This window comes from Marinomonas piezotolerans (genome assembly GCF_003362755.1).
Taxonomy (GTDB): Bacteria; Pseudomonadota; Gammaproteobacteria; order Pseudomonadales; family Marinomonadaceae; genus Marinomonas; species Marinomonas piezotolerans.
In genome coordinates this window covers 113,410-131,314 of sequence record NZ_QKRA01000009.1, presented here as the reverse complement: position 1 = coordinate 131,314, position 17,905 = coordinate 113,410, and the positions used below count along the sequence as shown (strand labels likewise).

Here is a 17,905-nt window from a genome sequence, read left to right as displayed (position 1 = left end):
GCCGACCATGCTTTCGAAGCCAAACTAAAACTGTAGAACGGCCTTGTATACCGTATTTATTTTGAGCTTGTTTGTAGGTCAGCTCGCCTTTTTCTACTTGATCAACAACAGCCAATTTAAAGGCAAGGGAATAATTACACTGTGTACGCTTAGATGTTGTGGTCATTGCACTCTCCAATTGTTGTATTGAAAAGTGACAACCTTATTTAGGACGGGGCACTAATATGTAAAAAGCCAACTTTTACCAAAGTTGGCTTTTTAGCTTACCTGTTTGAGTTCGTGATCCGCGGGTAACATTTTATCTATCCATATTGCGAGTTTATGCTTCATGCTCGGAATATCTTCTTTATCAGGTGGGAGTGCAACCACTAAATTGTCCTTAACCAAAAGTCGGTAGAGGGCTTCAATTTTAGCATTGGCAGATGTTGTTCGAGAGAACTCTGCATAACCCCGATTCTTTGCGTAAGACTCCCCAACTTGTAGGGCTTTTTTGACCAATTGCGCTTCATTTTTCAGTTTTTTCATCGTCACCTCCGTGATCGTTGCTTTAGTCTAGCTGAAAATTGACTCCCTCAACAATCAAAAGTATCTGACGAGTCGATGGCATTGATCACATCGAGTCATCTTCTTGTCCAATTGCGGTTAGATAAGCGAAATGCATCGCTAATCTTTGCTATAAAGGTTAAGCTTCGCGCCTTTATTATCTATTGAGTACCCTTCATGAGTTTTGAGTCCCTTGGTTTAGACGCACGTATCTTAAAAGCACTATCTGAAAAAGGATACACAGAACCTAGCCCGATCCAACAGCAAGCGATTCCAGTTGTGCTAACGGGAAAAGACTTAATGGCTGCAGCTCAGACGGGTACCGGTAAAACGGCAGGTTTCACTTTACCAATTCTGCAAAATCTATTAGCAGGTCCAAAGGCACAAAATAATCAAGTCAGAGCTCTTATTCTTACGCCGACGAGAGAGCTTGCTCAGCAAGTTGCTGATAACGTTGAACAATACAGTGAACATTTACCACTTAAAAGTACCGTTGTGTACGGTGGAGTAAAGGTAAACCCTCAGATGATGCGTTTGCGTAGTGGCGTGGATGTCTTGGTTGCGACACCTGGACGGTTGTTAGATCTGCATAACCAAAATGCGCTCAAGTTGAATCATTTAGAAGTGTTGGTGTTAGATGAGGCGGACCGTATGCTCGACATGGGGTTCATTCACGACCTAAAACGGATTATGGCTTTATTACCACCTAAGCGTCAGACCTTATTATTTTCAGCGACGTTTTCTGATCCAATTAAAGATCTAGCCAATCGATTGGTACACAATCCAGTCGAAGTTTCGGTTGCGCCGCCGAATACTACTGTGAAGCTGATTTCTCAGACTATTTATGAAGTGAATAAAGCTGATAAAACTCGACTATTGATTCATCTGATTAAAAATGAAGGTTGGGATCAAGTTCTGGTTTTTTCTAAAACTAAACACGGTGCCAACCGCATTACCAAAATGTTAGACAGCAAAGGAATTAAAGCTGCGGCAATACATGGTAATAAAGGTCAAGGCGCTAGGACAAAGGCATTAGCAGACTTTAAATCGGGTGCGATTCAAGCGTTGGTTGCCACGGATATCGCCGCTCGCGGTATCGATATTGATCAGCTACCTAATGTGGTTAACTTTGATCTGCCTAAAGTTCCAGAGGACTATGTCCACCGTATCGGACGTACTGGCCGTGCTGGTGCGACAGGTCATGCTGTGTCTTTTGTGTGTCATGAAGACATCAAAGAGTTATTTGCGATTGAGCGGTTGATCGGTGAGTTGCTTACGCGAAAAGTAGAGAAGGGGTTCGAGCCAACAGACCCGCTGCCTCAATCAAAGTTAGACACACGTCCAGTGAAGCCGAAGAAGCCTAAGAAAAATCGTAGTGATGGCGCAACTCGAGGCAACGCCCCGCACAATTCGTCATCACCCGGCAGTGAACGTCGTAGTAACACACCTAGGCGCCGACCGAAGGCTGCAGTAAAGGTTACGAATAGCTGATCGTTGGTTCTTGCCTGTCTATATTTGAAAGTGTTAGCAATTATTTCAGCCAAGGCTTTCATAGAAGTAATAAGGCTCCCTCGATTGGGATAAACTGATCGGCGGCGTTTATGAGCGATGCCGCCGTGAGCTTTTGAACACCATAGACCTCTACACGCTTGCCATGATTTTCCCTAAGTGTTTTTGCAAGCAGATCAAAGTCTCCGTCCCCAGAAACCAGCACAATAGTATCGACCCATTTTGCATACTCAAGCGCATCGATTGTGATTCCGACATCCCAATCTCCTTTTGCAGAGCCATCTGCGCGCTGAATGTAAGGTTTCAGTTTAATGTTAAAACCAATTGCACGGAGGATGTTCTGAAATTCTTGCTGCTTTTTGTCGCCACGATCAATAGCGTAGGCAAAAGCATGGCTAATCACGCGATCTTGTCCGACTTCTCTCCATAGTTGATTGTAATCAAGATGACATTGAAATACTGAGCGGGTGGTGTAGTAGGCATTTTGTATGTCTACTAAAAATAGAACTTTTTCTTTTTCGGAGGACATAGGTTGCTCGGTAGTTAAAGATGCTGAGGTTTCGCTCTAGATGTTAGGCGATATCATCCTCTAAATTCGGGTTAAGCGCGAGTAATACCCATACAAAAGCCCGTCGAGTTGACGGGCTTTTGGTTACTAAGTGTTTTCTTCTGGTGTACTAAAGAGGCTTTTTGCCTTTCACGACATGCATAACAACTGAAATGACCATCAACACCAAGAAAATAAAGAATAGTATTTTGGCTATACCAAAACTTGCGCCCGCAATCGTTGTGAAACCTAGTGCTCCTGCCAACAGTGCGACCACTAAAAAAATCAACGTCCAACCCAACATAATTGCTCTCCTTGTAAACTTTTTTAAAAATTAGTGCTAAAAATGATAGGCGCTATTGATGGCGTATTGGCGCAGGAAATATGGCACGTTTTAGGAGTTATAAGGAGCATTGTAAAGAATGTGTTGGTGACTAAGACGCTTTTGGGTCAATGAGAGGATAGTCTCGCAGACCAGTTTCCTTGATGATGAAGTTGGCATGACTCTTCGTTATCAAAATGCAATTGCGTTGCCGTCAGTGTTATGGATAACCCTTGTTGTTGAAGTTGATGATTGATCACGGCTAAAAGATCTGAGCAGTGGGGAGAATGACGAAAGCTTTCTTCGGCGTTCTTTGAGTTAAAGATACAGATGATTCTCAAACTATTGGGGAAGCGGTTGAAATTAACAGTATGGGTAATCCATTCAAAACCTAATGCCTGATCTAGAAGATGATCACAGACGTTTGTTAGCCCGTCTCTCAATTGTTTTTCAATCTTTTTGTCGCTCTTTCGCATTAAAGAATCTGCCAATTCCAATCTGAGCTAGAAGTAAAGGTTTCTACAAGCATTGCTATACCGTGCTGATCTTCATCGCTAAATCGATTTTTTAAGGGGCTATCGATGTCAAAAACGGCTTTTATTTTTCCATCAACGATGATGGGCAATACTAGCTCTGCGTTAGATGCTGCATCACAGGCAATATGATCTTCGATTATGTGAACATCGTTTATCTTCTGAATCTTTCCTGAACGTGCTGCAGCACCGCAAACACCTTTACTAAAGGGAATTCGAGTGCATGCGACCTTGCCCACATAAGGGCCAAGTACAAGTTCTTCTTGGCGGACGAAGTATAATCCTGCCCAGTTTAAATTCGGTAATGTTTGCATGATGAATGCCGAGAATTGCGCTGCATTACAGATCAAATCACGCTCGCCAGATAACAATGCGTCGAGCTGGTTATTCAGCTCAAAATAAAAATCGCGCGCAGATAGTGTCTCATCTATATCGATTGTAAACATAAAGGGCCTTAAAAGTATGGGAGATAAAAAGAGCGCGGGCAGCGCTCTTAATTGGTCTCAGGGAATTATATCGTCGCAGGGTCAGTTTCTACATCGTCATTCGATTGGCCCCGCTCTACCCAAATCATAATAAATAATGCAATGGTACCAAGTATTGCGAAACCAGTAGATAACGGTACGAGAGTATTGTTGTACAACTGTCCAATGATAGTCCCGATTCCCATAGACATGATAGCGGAAACAGATCCGATAACTGCTGAAGCGATACCAGCAACATGCCCCATAGGCTCCATCGCTAACGAATTGACGTTGCCAAAGAGTAATCCAAAGCAGAAAAATAGAATGCTGGCATAGATCATAAACATCCACAGTTGGATATCGACGATTGCGTGCATCACTAAAAAGATAACGGACGCAATAACGATGACGAAAATTGCGCGAATCGCGATTACACGCATGCCATGCTTTTCAACAATGCGGGAATTGACCAGAGACGACACGCCTAGAACCAGAGCTAGTATTCCAAAGTAGACACTGAACATCACGCCCGTATCAAACTGCACTTGAAAGATCTGCTGCGACGAATTTAGGTAGCCCATAAAGCTGCCAAAGAATAGTCCCATGCATAATGTGTAGCCTGCGGTTTGTCGATTAGTGAGAACTTCTTTAAAGCCGTCTTTGAATCCTTTGGCTGTGAGGGGAATACGTTCAGATTTAGGTAATGTCTCTTTTAACCGTAGTGTAATCCATATTGCCAGTACCGCGCCGTAGAACAAATACATGACAAATATGGCCCGCCAGCCAGACATAAGCATAACGGCCTGACCAATCGACGGGGCCAATGCTGGGACTAATACGAAAATCATCATGACCAGTGACATAGTGCGAGCCATTTTAGCGCCACTGAAAATATCTCTAACTAGGGAGATCGCAGCGATATAAGGGCCTGCAACGCCCAAGCCTTGAATAAATCGCCCGACCATTAGCGCTTCAAGTGTATCGGCTTGACTGCATGCAACGGTCCCTACAAAGTAAAATAGAAAACCAGTGTAAAGAATGGGTTTGCGACCTAATGCGTCAGACATCGGGCCTGCGACAAGTTGACCAATTGCCATGCCTAAAAATATTAATCCGATTAGCAGTTGTGGTCGGTTTGGGTCTGTCACATCAAGTGCTTGGCCTATAACCCCTAGGGCAGGGAGTAATGCATCTATTGTGATGGCCACAACAGACATCAGCATGGCGACAAGTATGGTGAATTCTTTTGGCCCCATGCCAGAATGGCGAGATTGAGGTTGAGCTGACATGACATTTTCCTGAGGTTAGAGGCGCTGGTGTGTGAGCGCAGATTTTCCTAATAGGACGTCATTATATGTATTGTTTGCCGAATCGAAGCAGGGACAATGTGAACTAAAAGAGAAAGCGTGGTAGAACTAGTTTGAGTGAGCGATAAATAGAATAGCGCCTATGTAGGGAGTGTGTTGATGTTAGACACGAGCGAGTTACATCCTAGTCAACGAGAAAAAATTGAGTTGGAACATGAGGCAGCAAAGCTGTTCATGCGCTGTTATGAACAGAACACAGGGAAGCCTATTCGCCATATTTGGCACAATGAGCCATCCCGACCTGATGTTTCATGCATGTTTGAGGATAGGCGATTAGATTTGGAAATCGCGCATCTCTATGGGTCCGAGGCTGAAGCCATGTCTATTCTAGGGCGCTCACTCACTGATGCCACGAGAAATGAGCTTCATGCGTTGGATCAAGAGGCGGTCGATGACCGATTGCTTAAAGCGCTTAATCGAATTTTGTTAGGCAAATCTAAAAAAACCTACAGTACTGAGCGAGTATGGCTCGTCATTAGAAATGCGCACCCATTATGGAGTGCTGCCGATGTCAAAACCCAGGGAAGCCATATAGATGTACCAGATGATCATCCATTTGAGAAAATTTGGGTGCTTGGTGACATGGCTGGTAGATCAGGTATTGTGCGGCTATTCCCGTAACCGCACGAGTGTTATCGGGTAATCAACCAATAACTAAGTAATAGGCAAACAATACTGAGAATCGCCGTTGTCGACTGCCAAAATTTTAACGGATTACGCTGCAGTAAAGGTTGTCGTGTGGGTTCGATTAGAGATCTGTTGGGGTGATGGAGATCATAGATGAACTCATCTACATCTTGATAGCGTCGTTGCGGATCAATAGTTAGAGCTTTTTTAATTGTTTCATCTACCCAATGCGGAACGCGCTGAGTGTCACTTAACTGATTGATAGGCTGCATTCTAAGTCGAGATTGATCTTTAGGAGTACTTGTTTTGATAATATCCACCCCGTAGGGCAAGCGCCCCGTCAGCATTTGATAGACAATGATACCTAAGGAAAACACATCTGCTGAAGCATTGGCTGTCTTACCAATGAAATACTCAGGGGCAGTGTACTGTGCTGTGCCCAAAATCGGGAGACGCTCACGTGATAGATCCGTGTTATTCAGGCCGGCAACGTAAGTGGAACCAAAATCAATGATCTTAACGGTACCATGTACATCGATCATAATGTTGTCCGGTTTTAAATCTTGATGCAACATTTCTAAACGATGAAAAGCTCGCAAGCCGCGCGCGATCTGCTGAGCAATGTTTCTCACGTCGGTTAAAGCAGGCTTTGGGTTATCTCGCATCCATTGCGTCAGGGTGATACCGTCAATATATTCCGAGACCACGTAAAGGTAGGCTGGCCGACGTTGATGCTCAAGCGGCTTTATAACGTGCGCGCTGGTGATACGTCGGGCGATCCATTCCTCAAGTAGAAAGCGTTCTAAATAATCCACATCTTCTTTTTTATCAATAGATGGCGTTTTTAATACAGCGGTTTGTTGTGTTGCCACATCTCTTACAAGGTAAACATGGCTTCTGGGACTGGCGTAAAGTTGGCGCAGTACTTCGTAACCATCCAGAATTGTTCGAGGCATTAATTCGGGAGGAAAGGGAAGCTCGCGTACCTGATTAAGTACTTCCGTCTCATTTAGCGTCGGCAGTTGTTCTATTTTAGCAATTTGTATTGTGAGGTTGTCGTTGCAGCCTCGCTCAAGTGCGAGGTTTGCTAAATGTTGTGCGACAAGTTCGTAATCTTCCTCTGAGTTAAGCGCTTTTGTGACATCATTGTGAGTAATGTACTCGTAGACGCCATCCGTCGCTAGAATAAAAATATCGCCTAATTTTACAGTTAGAGTTCGATAGTCGAATTCTAATTGAGGTCCTATTCCAAGCGCGCGGGTTAAATGGCTTTGAGTAGAGGAAGTGTAATATCGATGGTCATTGGTCAATTGTTCCCACTGGCCTTCACTGCAGTGATAGATTCGAGAGTCGCCAGTATGAAATATATGCGCAGTCGATGATTTAATAACCAAGGCGCTGAATGTGCAGACGTACCCACGATTTAGATTACCCGTTAATTGATTGTGCCTAGATTGCGCGTAGAGCCAGGTATTAAGCGACTGCAATACTTTATGCGCAGAGGTTTTAACCGACCACGCGTCCGATGTGCAAAAGTAATCAGAAAGAAAGCCTTGAACCGCAGCGGCGCTTGCGATTTGACTAACATCGCTTGAACTGATGCCGTCGGCAATGGCTAGAGCAAGCCCTTTGTTATTTAACAGTCTTCTTTCTGGGACATTAACACCATGACTGTCTTGGTTAACAAGTTTTAATCCGGCGGAAGAAAATTGTCCGATTGTAATATCGAGTGCTTGGCTCATTGAGGTAGTTTGCTCCAATAAAAATGCGGTACTCGTGAGTGAGTACCGCAAAGATGGGAACGCAAAATCGTTTGCTGTTTTCGAATGACTTAGAATGTCGCTTTGGCTTCTACTTGAGCTTGGGTTGGCTCTGCTTCGGCAGAAAGGCTGCGTTTAGAGCCTTGTTTAACGTGGGTGTAGTAAAGCGGTAGCCCGACAAACAGGAATCCACCAGCTAAGTTGCCCAACGCTGTTGGCAGCTCATTCCAGATAATGTAGTCCATCACAGTGAAATCACCGCCCATGATCATGGAGAATGGGAATAAGAACATGTTCACGATGGAATGCTCGAATCCCATAAAGAAGAACAGCATGATCGGCATCCACATAGCCGCCATTTTTCCTGTTGCTGATGTGGAAATCATTGCGCCTACAACACCCATGGATACCATCCAATTACACAGCATTCCACGGATAAAGATAGTTAACCATCCATCAATGCCATGTGCTGCGTACCCAACTGTACGAGATTCACCAATGGTCGCGACCTTAGCAGCGAGTGCCCCGCCGTCTGTGTTATAGCCATATGTCAAAATGAAAGAGATCATTACCGCGACAGTTAAAGCACCACCGAGATTGCCAAGAAACACGAGTCCCCAGTTGCGCATGAGTTGGCTCATATTACAGCCAGGACGTTTATCAATTAGCGCTAAAGGAACTAAAGTGAATACCCCAGTAAGCAAGTCGAACTTCATTAGGTATAGCATGATGAAGCCAACAGGGAACAAGCAAGCCCCTAGGATAGGAGAGCCACTTTTCATAGCAACGGTAATGGCAAATACTGCTGCTAGAGCAAGTATGGCGCCTGCCATAAAGGCACGAATCAACGTGTCTTTAGTAGACATATAAATTTTTTCTTCACCTGCATCAACCATTTTGGTTGCAAACTCGGAAGGCATTAAATAAGACATGGTTGTATCTCCTATGACTCTGTTAGAGGTTACTGTGCCTGCCACTTACATCCATTATTGTGTTTATTCTTGTCAGATTGACTAGGCAAAAAAAAGCGCCCACGAGCAATCTGCATTCAGAAAGCTCGTGGACGCCATTGTCCAAATTCGCTAACGAAACCTACGATGGTTTTCGTTATTAATGATTAAGCAAATTGTGTGCCACTTATTATTTGCTTGTTTCTTGGTGGTTTATCGCGTTTTCGTCAGTGCAGTTGATTCTATATGGTGCAAAAAATGTGTAAGCGCACTGTATCGGCTCAAAACTTATTTGGATTTCAGCATGCTAGCGACACTGATTATATTTTCAGCGATATCGATGATTCGTTTGTTTCCCGTCATTGCAGCTTGTCGTAGTTGCTTATACGCGTCTTCTTCGGAGACATGTTGAGACATCATTAAAATGCCTTTTGCTTTTTCAATTAACTTGCGCTCATTAAGTGTCTGCTTCGCAGAAGCGAGCTCTTCACTCACTTGGCGTAAATGCTCGGATTGACGTTGGACTAACTCATAAATCGACCCCGCAAGTTTAATATGTACCCCCCTAGATAGGTTAATAGACGTATCTTTACTCTGGGTATCCATGGCTGTTAGAGCAGACATCGGAGGCTCTTCATAACTTGCAAGTAAGACAAGGTGCTCTTCGTGTAGACGCAATTCTTCCTCGGCTTGACTCAGTTTACTTTGGCACAGCTGTTCTAGTTCGTGCGTTAGTTGGTTGGCGATATCTAACATACTGTCAATGCGTGCGGAGGCAGCCTGAAACCAAACTTCCCCGATTGAGGTGGGTAACGAGTCTCCACTGCGAAATCGCGCGATCAGTTGGCGCATGCGCTGTAACTCAGACGTTGCTTCATTCGACTCAAGTTGGCGTAATTGTGCTGCGGGTAAGATTGTCGAGAATTCACTAAAAATATCTAGGCAGTTTTGTTGAGCATCTTGTAATGCTTTGATTTGTTCTCTGCTGCTATTTGAAAACGTACCAGTTGTAAACCCAATTACGCCCCACGCGCGCTCTTGTCCAGCATATTCTTTGCCTTGTAGAAAATTAAAAAGAGCGACTAATATTCGTGTGATGTCAGGGTCGTTAGAAACGTCTGCCGCTTCGAATATAACAGTCAGCAGCCCGGCGATGAGATGATTGAAGAACTTAGTGTTTTCCGTTGCGGACAGACTGCAAGACGCTATAGATGAACGTATGTTTGGTAATCCTTCGAGGGTGTGAAGGGCATAGGCAAGGGAGTTATACAGTCTAGTGGTAGAGGAGCCGCAATGCTCAAGATCTAGCGTACCCAAGGTTTGCTGAAAAGTTTGCAGTAATGCATTCGTTGCCTCCATTGCTTCTGCGTACTCAGACGCGAGGCGCTGTCCTTCTGAAACAAGATAACAGTTCGAAAGTCCGCGTTCTTTTTGTAATTCGTGGATGATGTTCGAAACAACTATGACCAATTTTGAGCTTAGCATTAAATGGTGGAGAGCATTGATTTCGGATCGCTTGGCAGCGAGTAAAAAGCTTTCCGCGTTGGAGGTGTGTGTCATATAAAGCCGCTTTGTAATGAGTGGACGTAGATATCCAAGCAAACTTTATTCCAGTTTAGTTATAAGACACCCCACTATATAGACAAAAGGTGAGGTGTTATGGCTGGGTTTTATTGACGTCGGTGAACGCAGCGTCCTGCTGCATAAGTGGCTTGAATAGCGCGGTCATCGCCTAGAACCATGAGTGCAAACAGGGTATCTTGGATAGTCGACGAGCGCTGAAGTCGAGTAGTGAGGAGCGGCGTTGCTTGCTTATCGATGATAATAAAGTCGGCTTCACTGCCCACAGCTAAATTACCCACCTTGTCTTGTAATTTAAGTGCCTTTGCGCCGCCTAGCGTTGCCATATAAAAAGACTTAATAGGATTAAGGTTCTCGCCTCTTAATTGAGTCACTTTATAGGCTTCACTAAGAGTGGCGAACATAGAGAAGCTTGTCCCTCCACCTACGTCAGTCCCGACTCCGACATTGACTTTGTGTTGCTCAGCTTTGGCAAGATTGAAGAGGCCGCTTCCAAGGAATAAATTAGACGTCGGACAAAAGGCAATGGCTGAGCCAGTCTCGTGTAAGCGTTCATATTCGAGGTCACATAAATGAATGCCGTGGGCAAATACTGATCGCTCAGAGAGTAATTGGTGATGATCGTACACATCTAAATAGTGTTTACTCTCAGGGAACAAATCATGTACCCATTCGCACTCCTTCTGATTCTCAGACAAGTGTGTATGCAAATATAGCTCTTCGTATTCTTGTAATAGCTGTCCCGCTTTGTGCAATTGTTCACTACTTGAGGTTGGCGCAAATCTAGGTGTAACCGCGTAATGCAGTCGACCATTTTGGTGCCATTTTTCAATCAGTGCTTTTGAATCGCTGTAGCTACTATCGGGAGTATCGGTTAAGTAGTCGGGTGCGTGGCGATCCATCATGACTTTGCCGCAAATCATGCGCAAATCAAACCGCTGCGCTTGTGTGAAAAATGCCTCAACTGATGTTTTATGTACCGTCCCAAACACGAGCGCAGTGGTCGTTCCATTGCGTAGTAACTCTTTCAAAAAACGCTCTGCTACGTCATTTGCGTAGTCCGCATCGGCAAACTTTTGCTCTTCTGGAAACGTATAATTGTTGAGCCAATCTAACAGCTGTTCGCCGTACGAGGCGATCATATCGGCTTGAGGAAAGTGGATGTGTGTGTCGATAAAACCCGGTGTAATCAGAGCGTTTGGGTGATGTTCAATCGGAGTGTCAGCGTTCAGGCTAAATAACAAGTCTGAGGCATTGCCGAGCGCCTTTATGCGGCCATTTTCCACCACGAGTAAACCGTCTTCATAATATTCGTAAGCGTTATCTGGGCCTACATCTGTTGGGTCGGCGATGCAATGCATGATAGCTGAGCGCCAAGCAAATTCCTGATTCATGTAAAGATCCGTTAAATGAGGTATATCAGTGGATAAATGTGAAAGTTTGACCGATTGGTTATATTAAGGCAATATTCTCGTTTAGAAAACAGGCATATTGCCTTAGTCTGATCTTTTTACTAGCCGTCAATGAAAATGGCTCGAAAATCATTAACATTAGTTAAGGTCGGGCCCGTGATGACAGATTGGCCAATGCTCTGAAAGAAGGTGTGCGCATCATTGTTTTGTAAGAAGTCGAATGGGACCATTCCCTTTTGATATGCGTCGTTTAGAGTGTGCTCCGTGATGATTGCGCCCGCTATTTCGGCACCGCCATCTACTCCATCAGTATCGCAGGCGATAGCGGAGACCCCTGGTTGACCTTGGAGCTCAATAGCAAGGGATAGTAGGAATTCTACATTTCGACCACCCACCCCATCGCCTTTGAGAGTGACGGTTGTTTCCCCGCCAGAAAGAAGAATGCATGGTGGCTTTATGGGCTGTGAAAAGGTACGGACTTGACGGGCGATGCCAGCCATGACTTTGCCTACCTCCTTGGCCTCTCCTTCGATACTATCCCCTAATATTAAGCTATTTATTCCCAGTGCTTTTGCGCGCTTAGCAGCGGCTTCGAGAGCCAGTTGTGGCGTTGCGATGAGCTTTGTTTCGCAGCGATCAAGTCTTGGATCGTCTGGTTTAATGCTCTCGTATTCGCCATTTTGCAATTTGACTCGCACTTGATCAGAAATATCAATATTGTATTTATCTATGACCGCTAGGGCGTCTGCACATGTTGTTACGTCCGCAACGGTGGGGCCTGACGCAATAGCGGGTAAATCGTCGCCTGGGACGTCAGAAATCAAAAGTGATGTCACTTTAGCCGGATAACATGCGGCGGCTAAGCGCCCACCTTTGATCTGTGATAAATGTCGACGCACTGTATTCATTTCTATAATGTTGGCACCGCATTTTAGCAACGCGCTATTGATTGCCTGTTTGTCTTCAAGGGAGATTTCGTCGTAAGGCAACGGCATGAGTGCTGAACCGCCACCAGAAATCAGTACAACAACATGGTCTTTCTCAGACAAGTTTGAGACGAGTTCTAAAATGTCCTTAGCAGCTTGCAATCCGTTTTCATCTGGTACAGGGTGTGCGGCTTCGACTATCTTGATGCGCTCGCAAGGAACGGCATAGCCATAGCGAGTGACCACGAGCCCAGTGAGTTCACCGTCAAAATTCTTTTCAAATGATTGGGCCATAGCGGCTGAAGCTTTGCCTGCTCCGATTACGATGGTTCGTCCAGCACACGGAGCGGGGATGTATTTGGGCACGCACCGTTGAGGTTGTGCAACGTCCAATGCTGCTTCAAATAACGAGTGCAAGAGTTGCGCGTTAGCGGTGATTGAGCTGGTCATAATTATTCTCCCTTACTACTTTAAGCGAAACGCTTAAAATGCCAGATACATAAGCTTTATGCAGTATCTATACCACGCTGACAAAAGCGTCTCATAAGTAAGTGTAAGGGAATGGTTAATAGAGCACCGAAGGCATCTGCATAAAAATCTAACCATTCGCCATAGCGATTGACATAAGGTTGGATAAGCTCAATAGCGCCACCCCAAGCAATGATGATGGCTAAAAATAGAAAGAATCGTTTGCTGGGGCCAAACATGCACATCAGTGCCCAGCCGCCAAAACCAATTATATGATGTAATTTGTCGCTGCCAGACACCGGCGGTAAATGGTCCGCCGGTGTTAGAGTCGCGGCACTGATAAGTAGAGCGCCAAAAGCAAAGCCGAGGAATTGGGTATGGTGACTAAATACCCAATTAAAACGATGCATAATTTATCTCAGGATCCGAGTTTTGATAGAACGACCTTTGATTTTTTTGTTCGCAAGTTGTTTCACTACCTGTTTAGCTTGGTGTTTGTCTATCGCGACATAGGCTTGAAAGTCGAAAATATCGATTTTACCGACCGCTCTCTTTTCTAGCCCTAAGCCCGCCGTTAATGCACCAAGAATGTCCCCAGCCCGTAACTTATTTTTTTTACCTGCATCAAAAGCGATCGTAGCAACATCTGGTTGTAATGCGTAACTACTGGGGCATTGATTCATGTCCGGGAATTCTGGAGTGATATCAAAACGCTTGACGATTTCTGTGAGTTTGTAGTCATCTTTCGGTGTAATAAAACTCACAGCCATTCCAGTAGCGCCCGCTCGTCCAGTACGGCCAATTCGGTGTGTATGAACATCAATATCACGGGTAGTGTCATAGTTGATAATCAAGTCGATTTCTTTTACGTCGATACCTCGGGCGGCAACATCTGTGGCCACAAGGACTGAGCAGCTTTTATTGGCAAAGCGAACGAGCACTTGGTCACGTTGCTTCTGCTCAAAGTCCCCATGAATCGCGAGTGCACTGACATTGTTATCGTTTAGCCATTCCGCAACGTCGTCACATTCTACTTTGGTGTTACAAAACACGATCACTTGGCGTGGCTCAAAATGTCCTAGAGTATCAAGCAGTGCGCGTGGTTTTTCATTATTGCTGGCGCGAACAAAGTATTGATCAATATTAGGGCGAGATTCTGCTTCAACTTTTACTTCGATAAATGTTGGGGTGCGCTGAAACTCTTTGCTTATGTTTGCGATGTTGTCGCTGTAGGTAGCAGAAAACAGCATCGTTTGACGTCGCTCTGGAGTAGTTGCCACTATGTCGCGGATCGAATCAATAAACCCCATGTCCAACATGCGGTCCGCTTCATCGAGTACTAAAGAGTTCAACCCACTTAAATCTAAGTTACCTTTACGAATATGCTCCATGATTCGGCCTGGAGTCCCTACGACGATGTGAGCGCCGTGTTCAAGAGACGCGATTTGTGGGCCAAACGGCATGCCGCCACATAGCGTGAGGACTTTGATGTTTTCACGGTAACGAGCGACTTTGCGAATTTCTTTTGCAACTTGGTCCGCTAATTCACGAGTAGGGCACAACACAAGACTTTGGCAGCCAAAATAGCGCGCATTCAGTTGCATGACTAAACTGATTGCAAAGGCAAGAGTCTTGCCGCTACCTGTTTGCGCCTGGGCGGTGATATCGTGACCAGTCAAAGCAATCGGTAGTGCTTGTTTCTGAATGGGGCTAAACGCTGTTATGCCCATATCCATTAAAAGTTGAGAAAGTTTGTCTGGTAACTCGATGCCTGCAAAATCTGGGGTGGTTGTGTTCAAAAGGATATCCAATAGATGAAAGTTTGGGCTGAATACTAACAAATTTTCTCTATGGTCACTATCTGCATGTATGCTTTCTACTGCGTTAACTTGAAAAGAGGATGATTTGAATTATATTGCGCATCTACATATTGCCGACATTACGGAAACATCGTATGCCGGCAGTTTATTAGGGGACTTCAAATGGCAAATAGACCCATCACACTTAGCATTGTATAAGGGGTGGCAGCTGCATCAAGCGGTTGATACGTTTGTTGATGCACATCCTATCACCGAGCGCTTTAAGGGCTTGCCCAGGGCTGGCCGTCGTCGCTTCGCAGGCATAATTCAAGACATCGTGATGGACTATTGGTTAGTGTGCTATTGGGAGCGTTTTTCAACCGATTCATTTGAGTTATTTTCGCATCGGGTGGTGGCATCCTTGGGTCAAGACAAGCATTTATGTCCTGAGCGATTGCAAAAGATGATCTCTTCACTTGAAGAGCGTAATTGGCTTGCTGGCTTGGGGACCAAAGAGGGCGTTGAGAGGGCAATTCGTTCGATCCAAAAACGCTGGTCATTGGGAAGATTCTTGGATCCTTTCATAGGCGAATTGGATTTGCTTATCGAGCAGGCGAAGCAACCTTTTCTCTTACTCTACCCAGAAGTTTTAGAAAATGCCTGCGCGGCTGCGGCAGCGCTAGATACAGGTCAAGTAAAAAAATAAAGAAAAGCCGCCTTGTTTCCAAGACGGCCTAAAGGGGCAAGAGCCCGATCGAGAGAACACCCGAGCAAAACCTCGCACTGTTTAAGTGCTCAGGTTGATTGGGATGCTTATCAGTATACGGTGATGCGGAAATAACGCGTTGACCCAAATCAGCTATTTATGCTCGATTGATATTTCAAACATCAAAAACTTGGTAAGGAATGAAATAAACCGGGCGAAAGCAGAGTTTTTAGCCTAGTTATCTAAACTTTATGGTAGACTGCGCGCCAAAATTTGACAGCTAAGAAAGAGGTGAATCGTGAGCGTTCAATGGTTTCCTGGACATATGAACAAAGCTCGCCGCGAAATCGAGCAAGTCATGACTCAAGTCGATTTGGTGATTGAGGTGCTTGATGCACGCATTCCTGATTCTAGTCAGAATCCAATGTTGACGACACTACGAGGCGATGTGCCTGTCTTAAGGCTTCTGAATAAAAAAGATCTTGCTGATTCAAGCAGGGTGACATTGTGGTTAGAGCATTGGCAAGAGGCCGATCAGATTACAGCCTACCCGTTTAGTACAACCGATAAATCAGATTTAGCCAAGTTATCCTCATGGGTGCAAAAGCTTGTGCCTCACAGAGGCTCCGCAGAAAAACCGATCCGAGCGATGATTGCAGGTATACCTAATGTGGGCAAATCAAGTTTAATGAATGCCTTGCTCGGTAAACGTGTAGCCAAAGTCGGTAATGAGCCTGCGGTCACAAAAGCGCAGCAGAAACTGCGCGTCAATGATGGTTTTCAGATTCTGGACACGCCGGGTATTCTTTGGCCTAAAATTGAAAATCCAGATGCGAGTTATCGACTAGCCGTTACTGGTGCTGTGCGAGATACAGCGATTGATTATGAAGATGTTGCGTTGGTTGGATTGAAATTTTTTATTGCGGATTACACGGACGCAATAATCGCCCGCTACAAACTGAAAAAAGCACCTGTCGATGCGTTTGAAACTTTAGAGATTATTGGTTCAAAACGCGGTGCTTTGCGTGCAGGCGGCAAAATCGATATGCACAAAGCGGCAGAAGTATTTTTGGCTGATGTGCGAAGCGGCGCGTTTGGGCCCTATGTAATGGAAACCCCTGAAATGGTAGCAAGTGAATGGGTTAAAGTAGAAGAGGTGAAAGCTGCAAAAGAAGCGGCTCGGCAAGCTCGATTGAAAGCGGCTATACCTCAGCGCCAACAGCAGCAAAATGTTGACTACCGCAATCAGCGTGATGCGCGCGACAGTGAAGAGTGAGGGTGTGCTCTATGGATTATGAAATAGCATTTGATCAAGAAGAAGGCGTATATCGCGTCTATGCGGATGTTGAATTCGCGGCTATTGCCGAATGGGTAAGTGAATATCTGGCTGATAAAGAGACACTGCAGCGCGTTTGGCAAGCAGTTTTATTAGCGGAAAGTAAAGAAGAATCTTCTGTGTTTCAGCATGGTGTATTCGAAGTCGCGATCAGTGCTGAAGGGGTTGCCGTCAGTCGTCGTATCGATATGAGCCAAGTTGAAGATGAAATAAAAGCGATGTTTGATACGCAAAATGGTTTCTTTCAAGCGTCAAATGATGGTGTCCAAGCTGAATGTGGTCTCGATGATCTCATTGACCTGCTTGAAAATTGGCATGAAGTACAGCAATAAGTTGTCCCGCCGCTAGCCAGCGTTTACACTAGCCACTGTTTTATTAATGATGTCCCGTAGGAGCCATTATGCTCATTGAATTGGAAAAAGCCCGCACGCGTAAGAATGTTGTACGTATCTTTCGCGAAGATATCGACGGACCAGATAACTGGACAGATGGGTTTGTGATTGCAGCCAATGAAGAAATGGTTCTGTTACAGTTAGTTGATGATAGCGTTCATTTAAATGGCTACCAGATCTTATTTTTGGAAGACATTAGTGACTTTATGCATCCGGCTCCGTTTAATGATTTCCAAAAGCGAGTTCTTGAACTGCGCGATGAGGAAGTCGAAGATCCTGAGGTTGATCTGGACGACCTAGCCGTATTGCTTGTTGACATTAGTGAAGAATACGGGCTTGTCACATTGCATCGTGAAGAAGTTGACCCAGATGGATGTGAAATTGGCCGCGTCGTTCGAGCTGATGCAACAACATTCGAACTTGAGGAAATCGGTTCTGATGCACGTTGGTTTGACGAGACATTTGAGTATGACTTGTACGACATTACTCGTATCGAGTTTGGTGGAGCCTACGAAGATGCATTGTTGTTAGCGAATGAAGACATGGGAGATGATTCCTACGAGTTGGCAGACTACGACGATGAGGAACCAGCTGTTCGAGCTGATTGATCGTAAAGATTATTTAATTGAAGAGGGGGAAGATGCTATCTTTCCCCTCTTTTTT

At 44.9% G+C, this 17,905-nt stretch carries 19 protein-coding genes and 1 pseudogene; 6 read left to right on the top strand and 14 right to left on the bottom strand.

What is annotated here, in order from left to right; genetic code table 11:
• Positions 1-166: pseudogene (locus DN730_RS16035) on the bottom strand (helix-turn-helix domain-containing protein); the annotation flags it as partial.
• 92 nt (positions 167-258) lie between these two features.
• Positions 259-525, bottom strand: a complete 267-nt coding sequence (locus DN730_RS16030; protein WP_115469158.1) for a DUF5062 family protein — start codon at positions 523-525, stop codon at positions 259-261.
• Between the two features lie 195 nt (positions 526-720).
• Here DN730_RS16030 and DN730_RS16025 point away from each other — a divergent pair, with 195 nt between their 5' ends.
• Positions 721-2,034: a DEAD/DEAH box helicase gene (locus DN730_RS16025; RefSeq protein ID WP_115469157.1), complete on the top strand. Its 1,314-nt coding sequence runs from the start codon at positions 721-723 to the stop codon at positions 2,032-2,034.
• 58 nt (positions 2,035-2,092) lie between these two features.
• On the opposite strand, the gene DN730_RS16020 is transcribed toward DN730_RS16025, so the two are convergent.
• From DN730_RS16020 to DN730_RS16000, 5 genes are all read right to left on the bottom strand, one after another.
• Complete coding sequence (locus DN730_RS16020) at positions 2,093-2,581, bottom strand: NYN domain-containing protein (RefSeq protein WP_115469156.1); 489 nt, start codon at positions 2,579-2,581, stop codon at positions 2,093-2,095.
• A 148-nt stretch (positions 2,582-2,729) separates the two neighbouring features.
• A complete protein-coding gene (locus DN730_RS16015; protein ID WP_115469155.1) occupies positions 2,730-2,903 on the bottom strand; it encodes a DUF1328 domain-containing protein in 174 nt (57 codons plus the stop codon).
• A 146-nt stretch (positions 2,904-3,049) separates the two neighbouring features.
• Positions 3,050-3,397 (bottom strand): Fis family transcriptional regulator, encoded by a 348-nt coding sequence (locus DN730_RS16010; RefSeq protein WP_115469154.1) that lies wholly within the window; start codon positions 3,395-3,397, stop codon positions 3,050-3,052.
• Positions 3,397-3,900: a GAF domain-containing protein gene (locus DN730_RS16005; RefSeq protein WP_115469153.1), complete on the bottom strand. Its 504-nt coding sequence runs from the start codon at positions 3,898-3,900 to the stop codon at positions 3,397-3,399. Before DN730_RS16005 ends, DN730_RS16010 begins: the two co-directional genes overlap by 1 nt.
• Before the next feature lie 65 nt (positions 3,901-3,965).
• Positions 3,966-5,207, bottom strand: coding sequence for a multidrug effflux MFS transporter (locus DN730_RS16000; RefSeq protein WP_115469152.1), 1,242 nt, complete (start codon positions 5,205-5,207; stop codon positions 3,966-3,968).
• A gap of 177 nt (positions 5,208-5,384) precedes the next feature.
• Here DN730_RS16000 and DN730_RS15995 point away from each other — a divergent pair, with 177 nt between their 5' ends.
• Positions 5,385-5,906: a hypothetical protein gene (locus DN730_RS15995; protein ID WP_115469151.1), complete on the top strand. Its 522-nt coding sequence runs from the start codon at positions 5,385-5,387 to the stop codon at positions 5,904-5,906.
• 11 nt (positions 5,907-5,917) lie between these two features.
• On the opposite strand, the gene DN730_RS15990 is transcribed toward DN730_RS15995, so the two are convergent.
• The 7 genes from DN730_RS15990 to dbpA all read right to left on the bottom strand — a co-directional run bounded on the left by DN730_RS15990 (position 5,918) and on the right by dbpA (position 14,808).
• The gene (locus DN730_RS15990; RefSeq protein ID WP_115469150.1) at positions 5,918-7,654 is read right to left on the bottom strand and encodes a bifunctional protein-serine/threonine kinase/phosphatase; all 1,737 of its coding nucleotides are present in this window, start codon (positions 7,652-7,654) and stop codon (positions 5,918-5,920) included.
• 89 nt (positions 7,655-7,743) lie between these two features.
• Complete coding sequence (locus tag DN730_RS15985) at positions 7,744-8,604, bottom strand: formate/nitrite transporter family protein (protein WP_115469149.1); 861 nt, start codon at positions 8,602-8,604, stop codon at positions 7,744-7,746.
• Positions 8,605-8,910: 306 nt separating this feature from the next.
• Entirely contained in the window at positions 8,911-10,182 is a 1,272-nt protein-coding gene (locus DN730_RS15980; RefSeq protein WP_115469148.1) for a nitrate regulatory protein, read from the bottom strand.
• Between the two features lie 110 nt (positions 10,183-10,292).
• The gene (guaD, locus tag DN730_RS15975) at positions 10,293-11,597 is read right to left on the bottom strand and encodes a guanine deaminase (RefSeq protein ID WP_115469147.1); all 1,305 of its coding nucleotides are present in this window, start codon (positions 11,595-11,597) and stop codon (positions 10,293-10,295) included.
• A gap of 119 nt (positions 11,598-11,716) precedes the next feature.
• The gene (locus DN730_RS15970; protein ID WP_115469146.1) at positions 11,717-12,991 is read right to left on the bottom strand and encodes a glycerate kinase type-2 family protein; all 1,275 of its coding nucleotides are present in this window, start codon (positions 12,989-12,991) and stop codon (positions 11,717-11,719) included.
• A gap of 56 nt (positions 12,992-13,047) precedes the next feature.
• On the bottom strand, positions 13,048-13,419 hold the full coding sequence (locus tag DN730_RS15965) for a VanZ family protein (RefSeq protein ID WP_115469145.1): 372 nt from the start codon (positions 13,417-13,419) through the stop codon (positions 13,048-13,050).
• Between the two features lie 3 nt (positions 13,420-13,422).
• A complete protein-coding gene (gene dbpA, locus DN730_RS15960; protein WP_115469166.1) occupies positions 13,423-14,808 on the bottom strand; it encodes an ATP-dependent RNA helicase DbpA in 1,386 nt (461 codons plus the stop codon).
• 106 nt (positions 14,809-14,914) lie between these two features.
• Here dbpA and DN730_RS15955 point away from each other — a divergent pair, with 106 nt between their 5' ends.
• The 4 genes from DN730_RS15955 (at position 14,915) to DN730_RS15940 (ending at position 17,850) form a co-directional block, all read left to right on the top strand.
• A complete protein-coding gene (locus tag DN730_RS15955; RefSeq protein WP_115469144.1) occupies positions 14,915-15,514 on the top strand; it encodes an acyl carrier protein phosphodiesterase in 600 nt (199 codons plus the stop codon).
• A 298-nt stretch (positions 15,515-15,812) separates the two neighbouring features.
• A complete protein-coding gene (gene ylqF, locus DN730_RS15950) occupies positions 15,813-16,790 on the top strand; it encodes a ribosome biogenesis GTPase YlqF (protein WP_115469143.1) in 978 nt (325 codons plus the stop codon).
• Positions 16,791-16,801: 11 nt separating this feature from the next.
• A complete protein-coding gene (locus DN730_RS15945; protein WP_115469142.1) occupies positions 16,802-17,182 on the top strand; it encodes a YacL family protein in 381 nt (126 codons plus the stop codon).
• A gap of 68 nt (positions 17,183-17,250) precedes the next feature.
• On the top strand, positions 17,251-17,850 hold the full coding sequence (locus DN730_RS15940; protein WP_115469141.1) for a hypothetical protein: 600 nt from the start codon (positions 17,251-17,253) through the stop codon (positions 17,848-17,850).
• Positions 17,851-17,905: the final 55 nt, after the last annotated feature.

Bases quoted from the DNA above. Each gene is read 5' to 3' on its own strand.
- DN730_RS15990 (WP_115469150.1), bottom strand. From the start codon at position 7,654: ATGAGCCAAGCACTCGATATTACAATCGGACAATTTTCTTCCGCCGGA.
- DN730_RS15985 (WP_115469149.1), bottom strand. From the start codon at position 8,604: ATGTCTTATTTAATGCCTTCCGAGTTTGCAACCAAAATGGTTGATGCA.
- DN730_RS15940 (WP_115469141.1), top strand. From the start codon at position 17,251: ATGCTCATTGAATTGGAAAAAGCCCGCACGCGTAAGAATGTTGTACGT.
- DN730_RS16000 (WP_115469152.1), bottom strand. From the start codon at position 5,207: ATGTCAGCTCAACCTCAATCTCGCCATTCTGGCATGGGGCCAAAAGAA.
- DN730_RS16025 (WP_115469157.1), top strand. From the start codon at position 721: ATGAGTTTTGAGTCCCTTGGTTTAGACGCACGTATCTTAAAAGCACTA.
- guaD (WP_115469147.1), bottom strand. From the start codon at position 11,597: ATGAATCAGGAATTTGCTTGGCGCTCAGCTATCATGCATTGCATCGCC.
- DN730_RS15945 (WP_115469142.1), top strand. From the start codon at position 16,802: ATGGATTATGAAATAGCATTTGATCAAGAAGAAGGCGTATATCGCGTC.
- DN730_RS16005 (WP_115469153.1), bottom strand. From the start codon at position 3,900: ATGTTTACAATCGATATAGATGAGACACTATCTGCGCGCGATTTTTAT.
- DN730_RS16010 (WP_115469154.1), bottom strand. From the start codon at position 3,397: ATGCGAAAGAGCGACAAAAAGATTGAAAAACAATTGAGAGACGGGCTA.
- DN730_RS15980 (WP_115469148.1), bottom strand. From the start codon at position 10,182: ATGACACACACCTCCAACGCGGAAAGCTTTTTACTCGCTGCCAAGCGA.
- DN730_RS16015 (WP_115469155.1), bottom strand. From the start codon at position 2,903: ATGTTGGGTTGGACGTTGATTTTTTTAGTGGTCGCACTGTTGGCAGGA.
- DN730_RS15970 (WP_115469146.1), bottom strand. From the start codon at position 12,991: ATGACCAGCTCAATCACCGCTAACGCGCAACTCTTGCACTCGTTATTT.
- DN730_RS16020 (WP_115469156.1), bottom strand. From the start codon at position 2,581: ATGTCCTCCGAAAAAGAAAAAGTTCTATTTTTAGTAGACATACAAAAT.
- DN730_RS15965 (WP_115469145.1), bottom strand. From the start codon at position 13,419: ATGCATCGTTTTAATTGGGTATTTAGTCACCATACCCAATTCCTCGGC.
- DN730_RS15995 (WP_115469151.1), top strand. From the start codon at position 5,385: ATGTTAGACACGAGCGAGTTACATCCTAGTCAACGAGAAAAAATTGAG.
- DN730_RS16030 (WP_115469158.1), bottom strand. From the start codon at position 525: ATGAAAAAACTGAAAAATGAAGCGCAATTGGTCAAAAAAGCCCTACAA.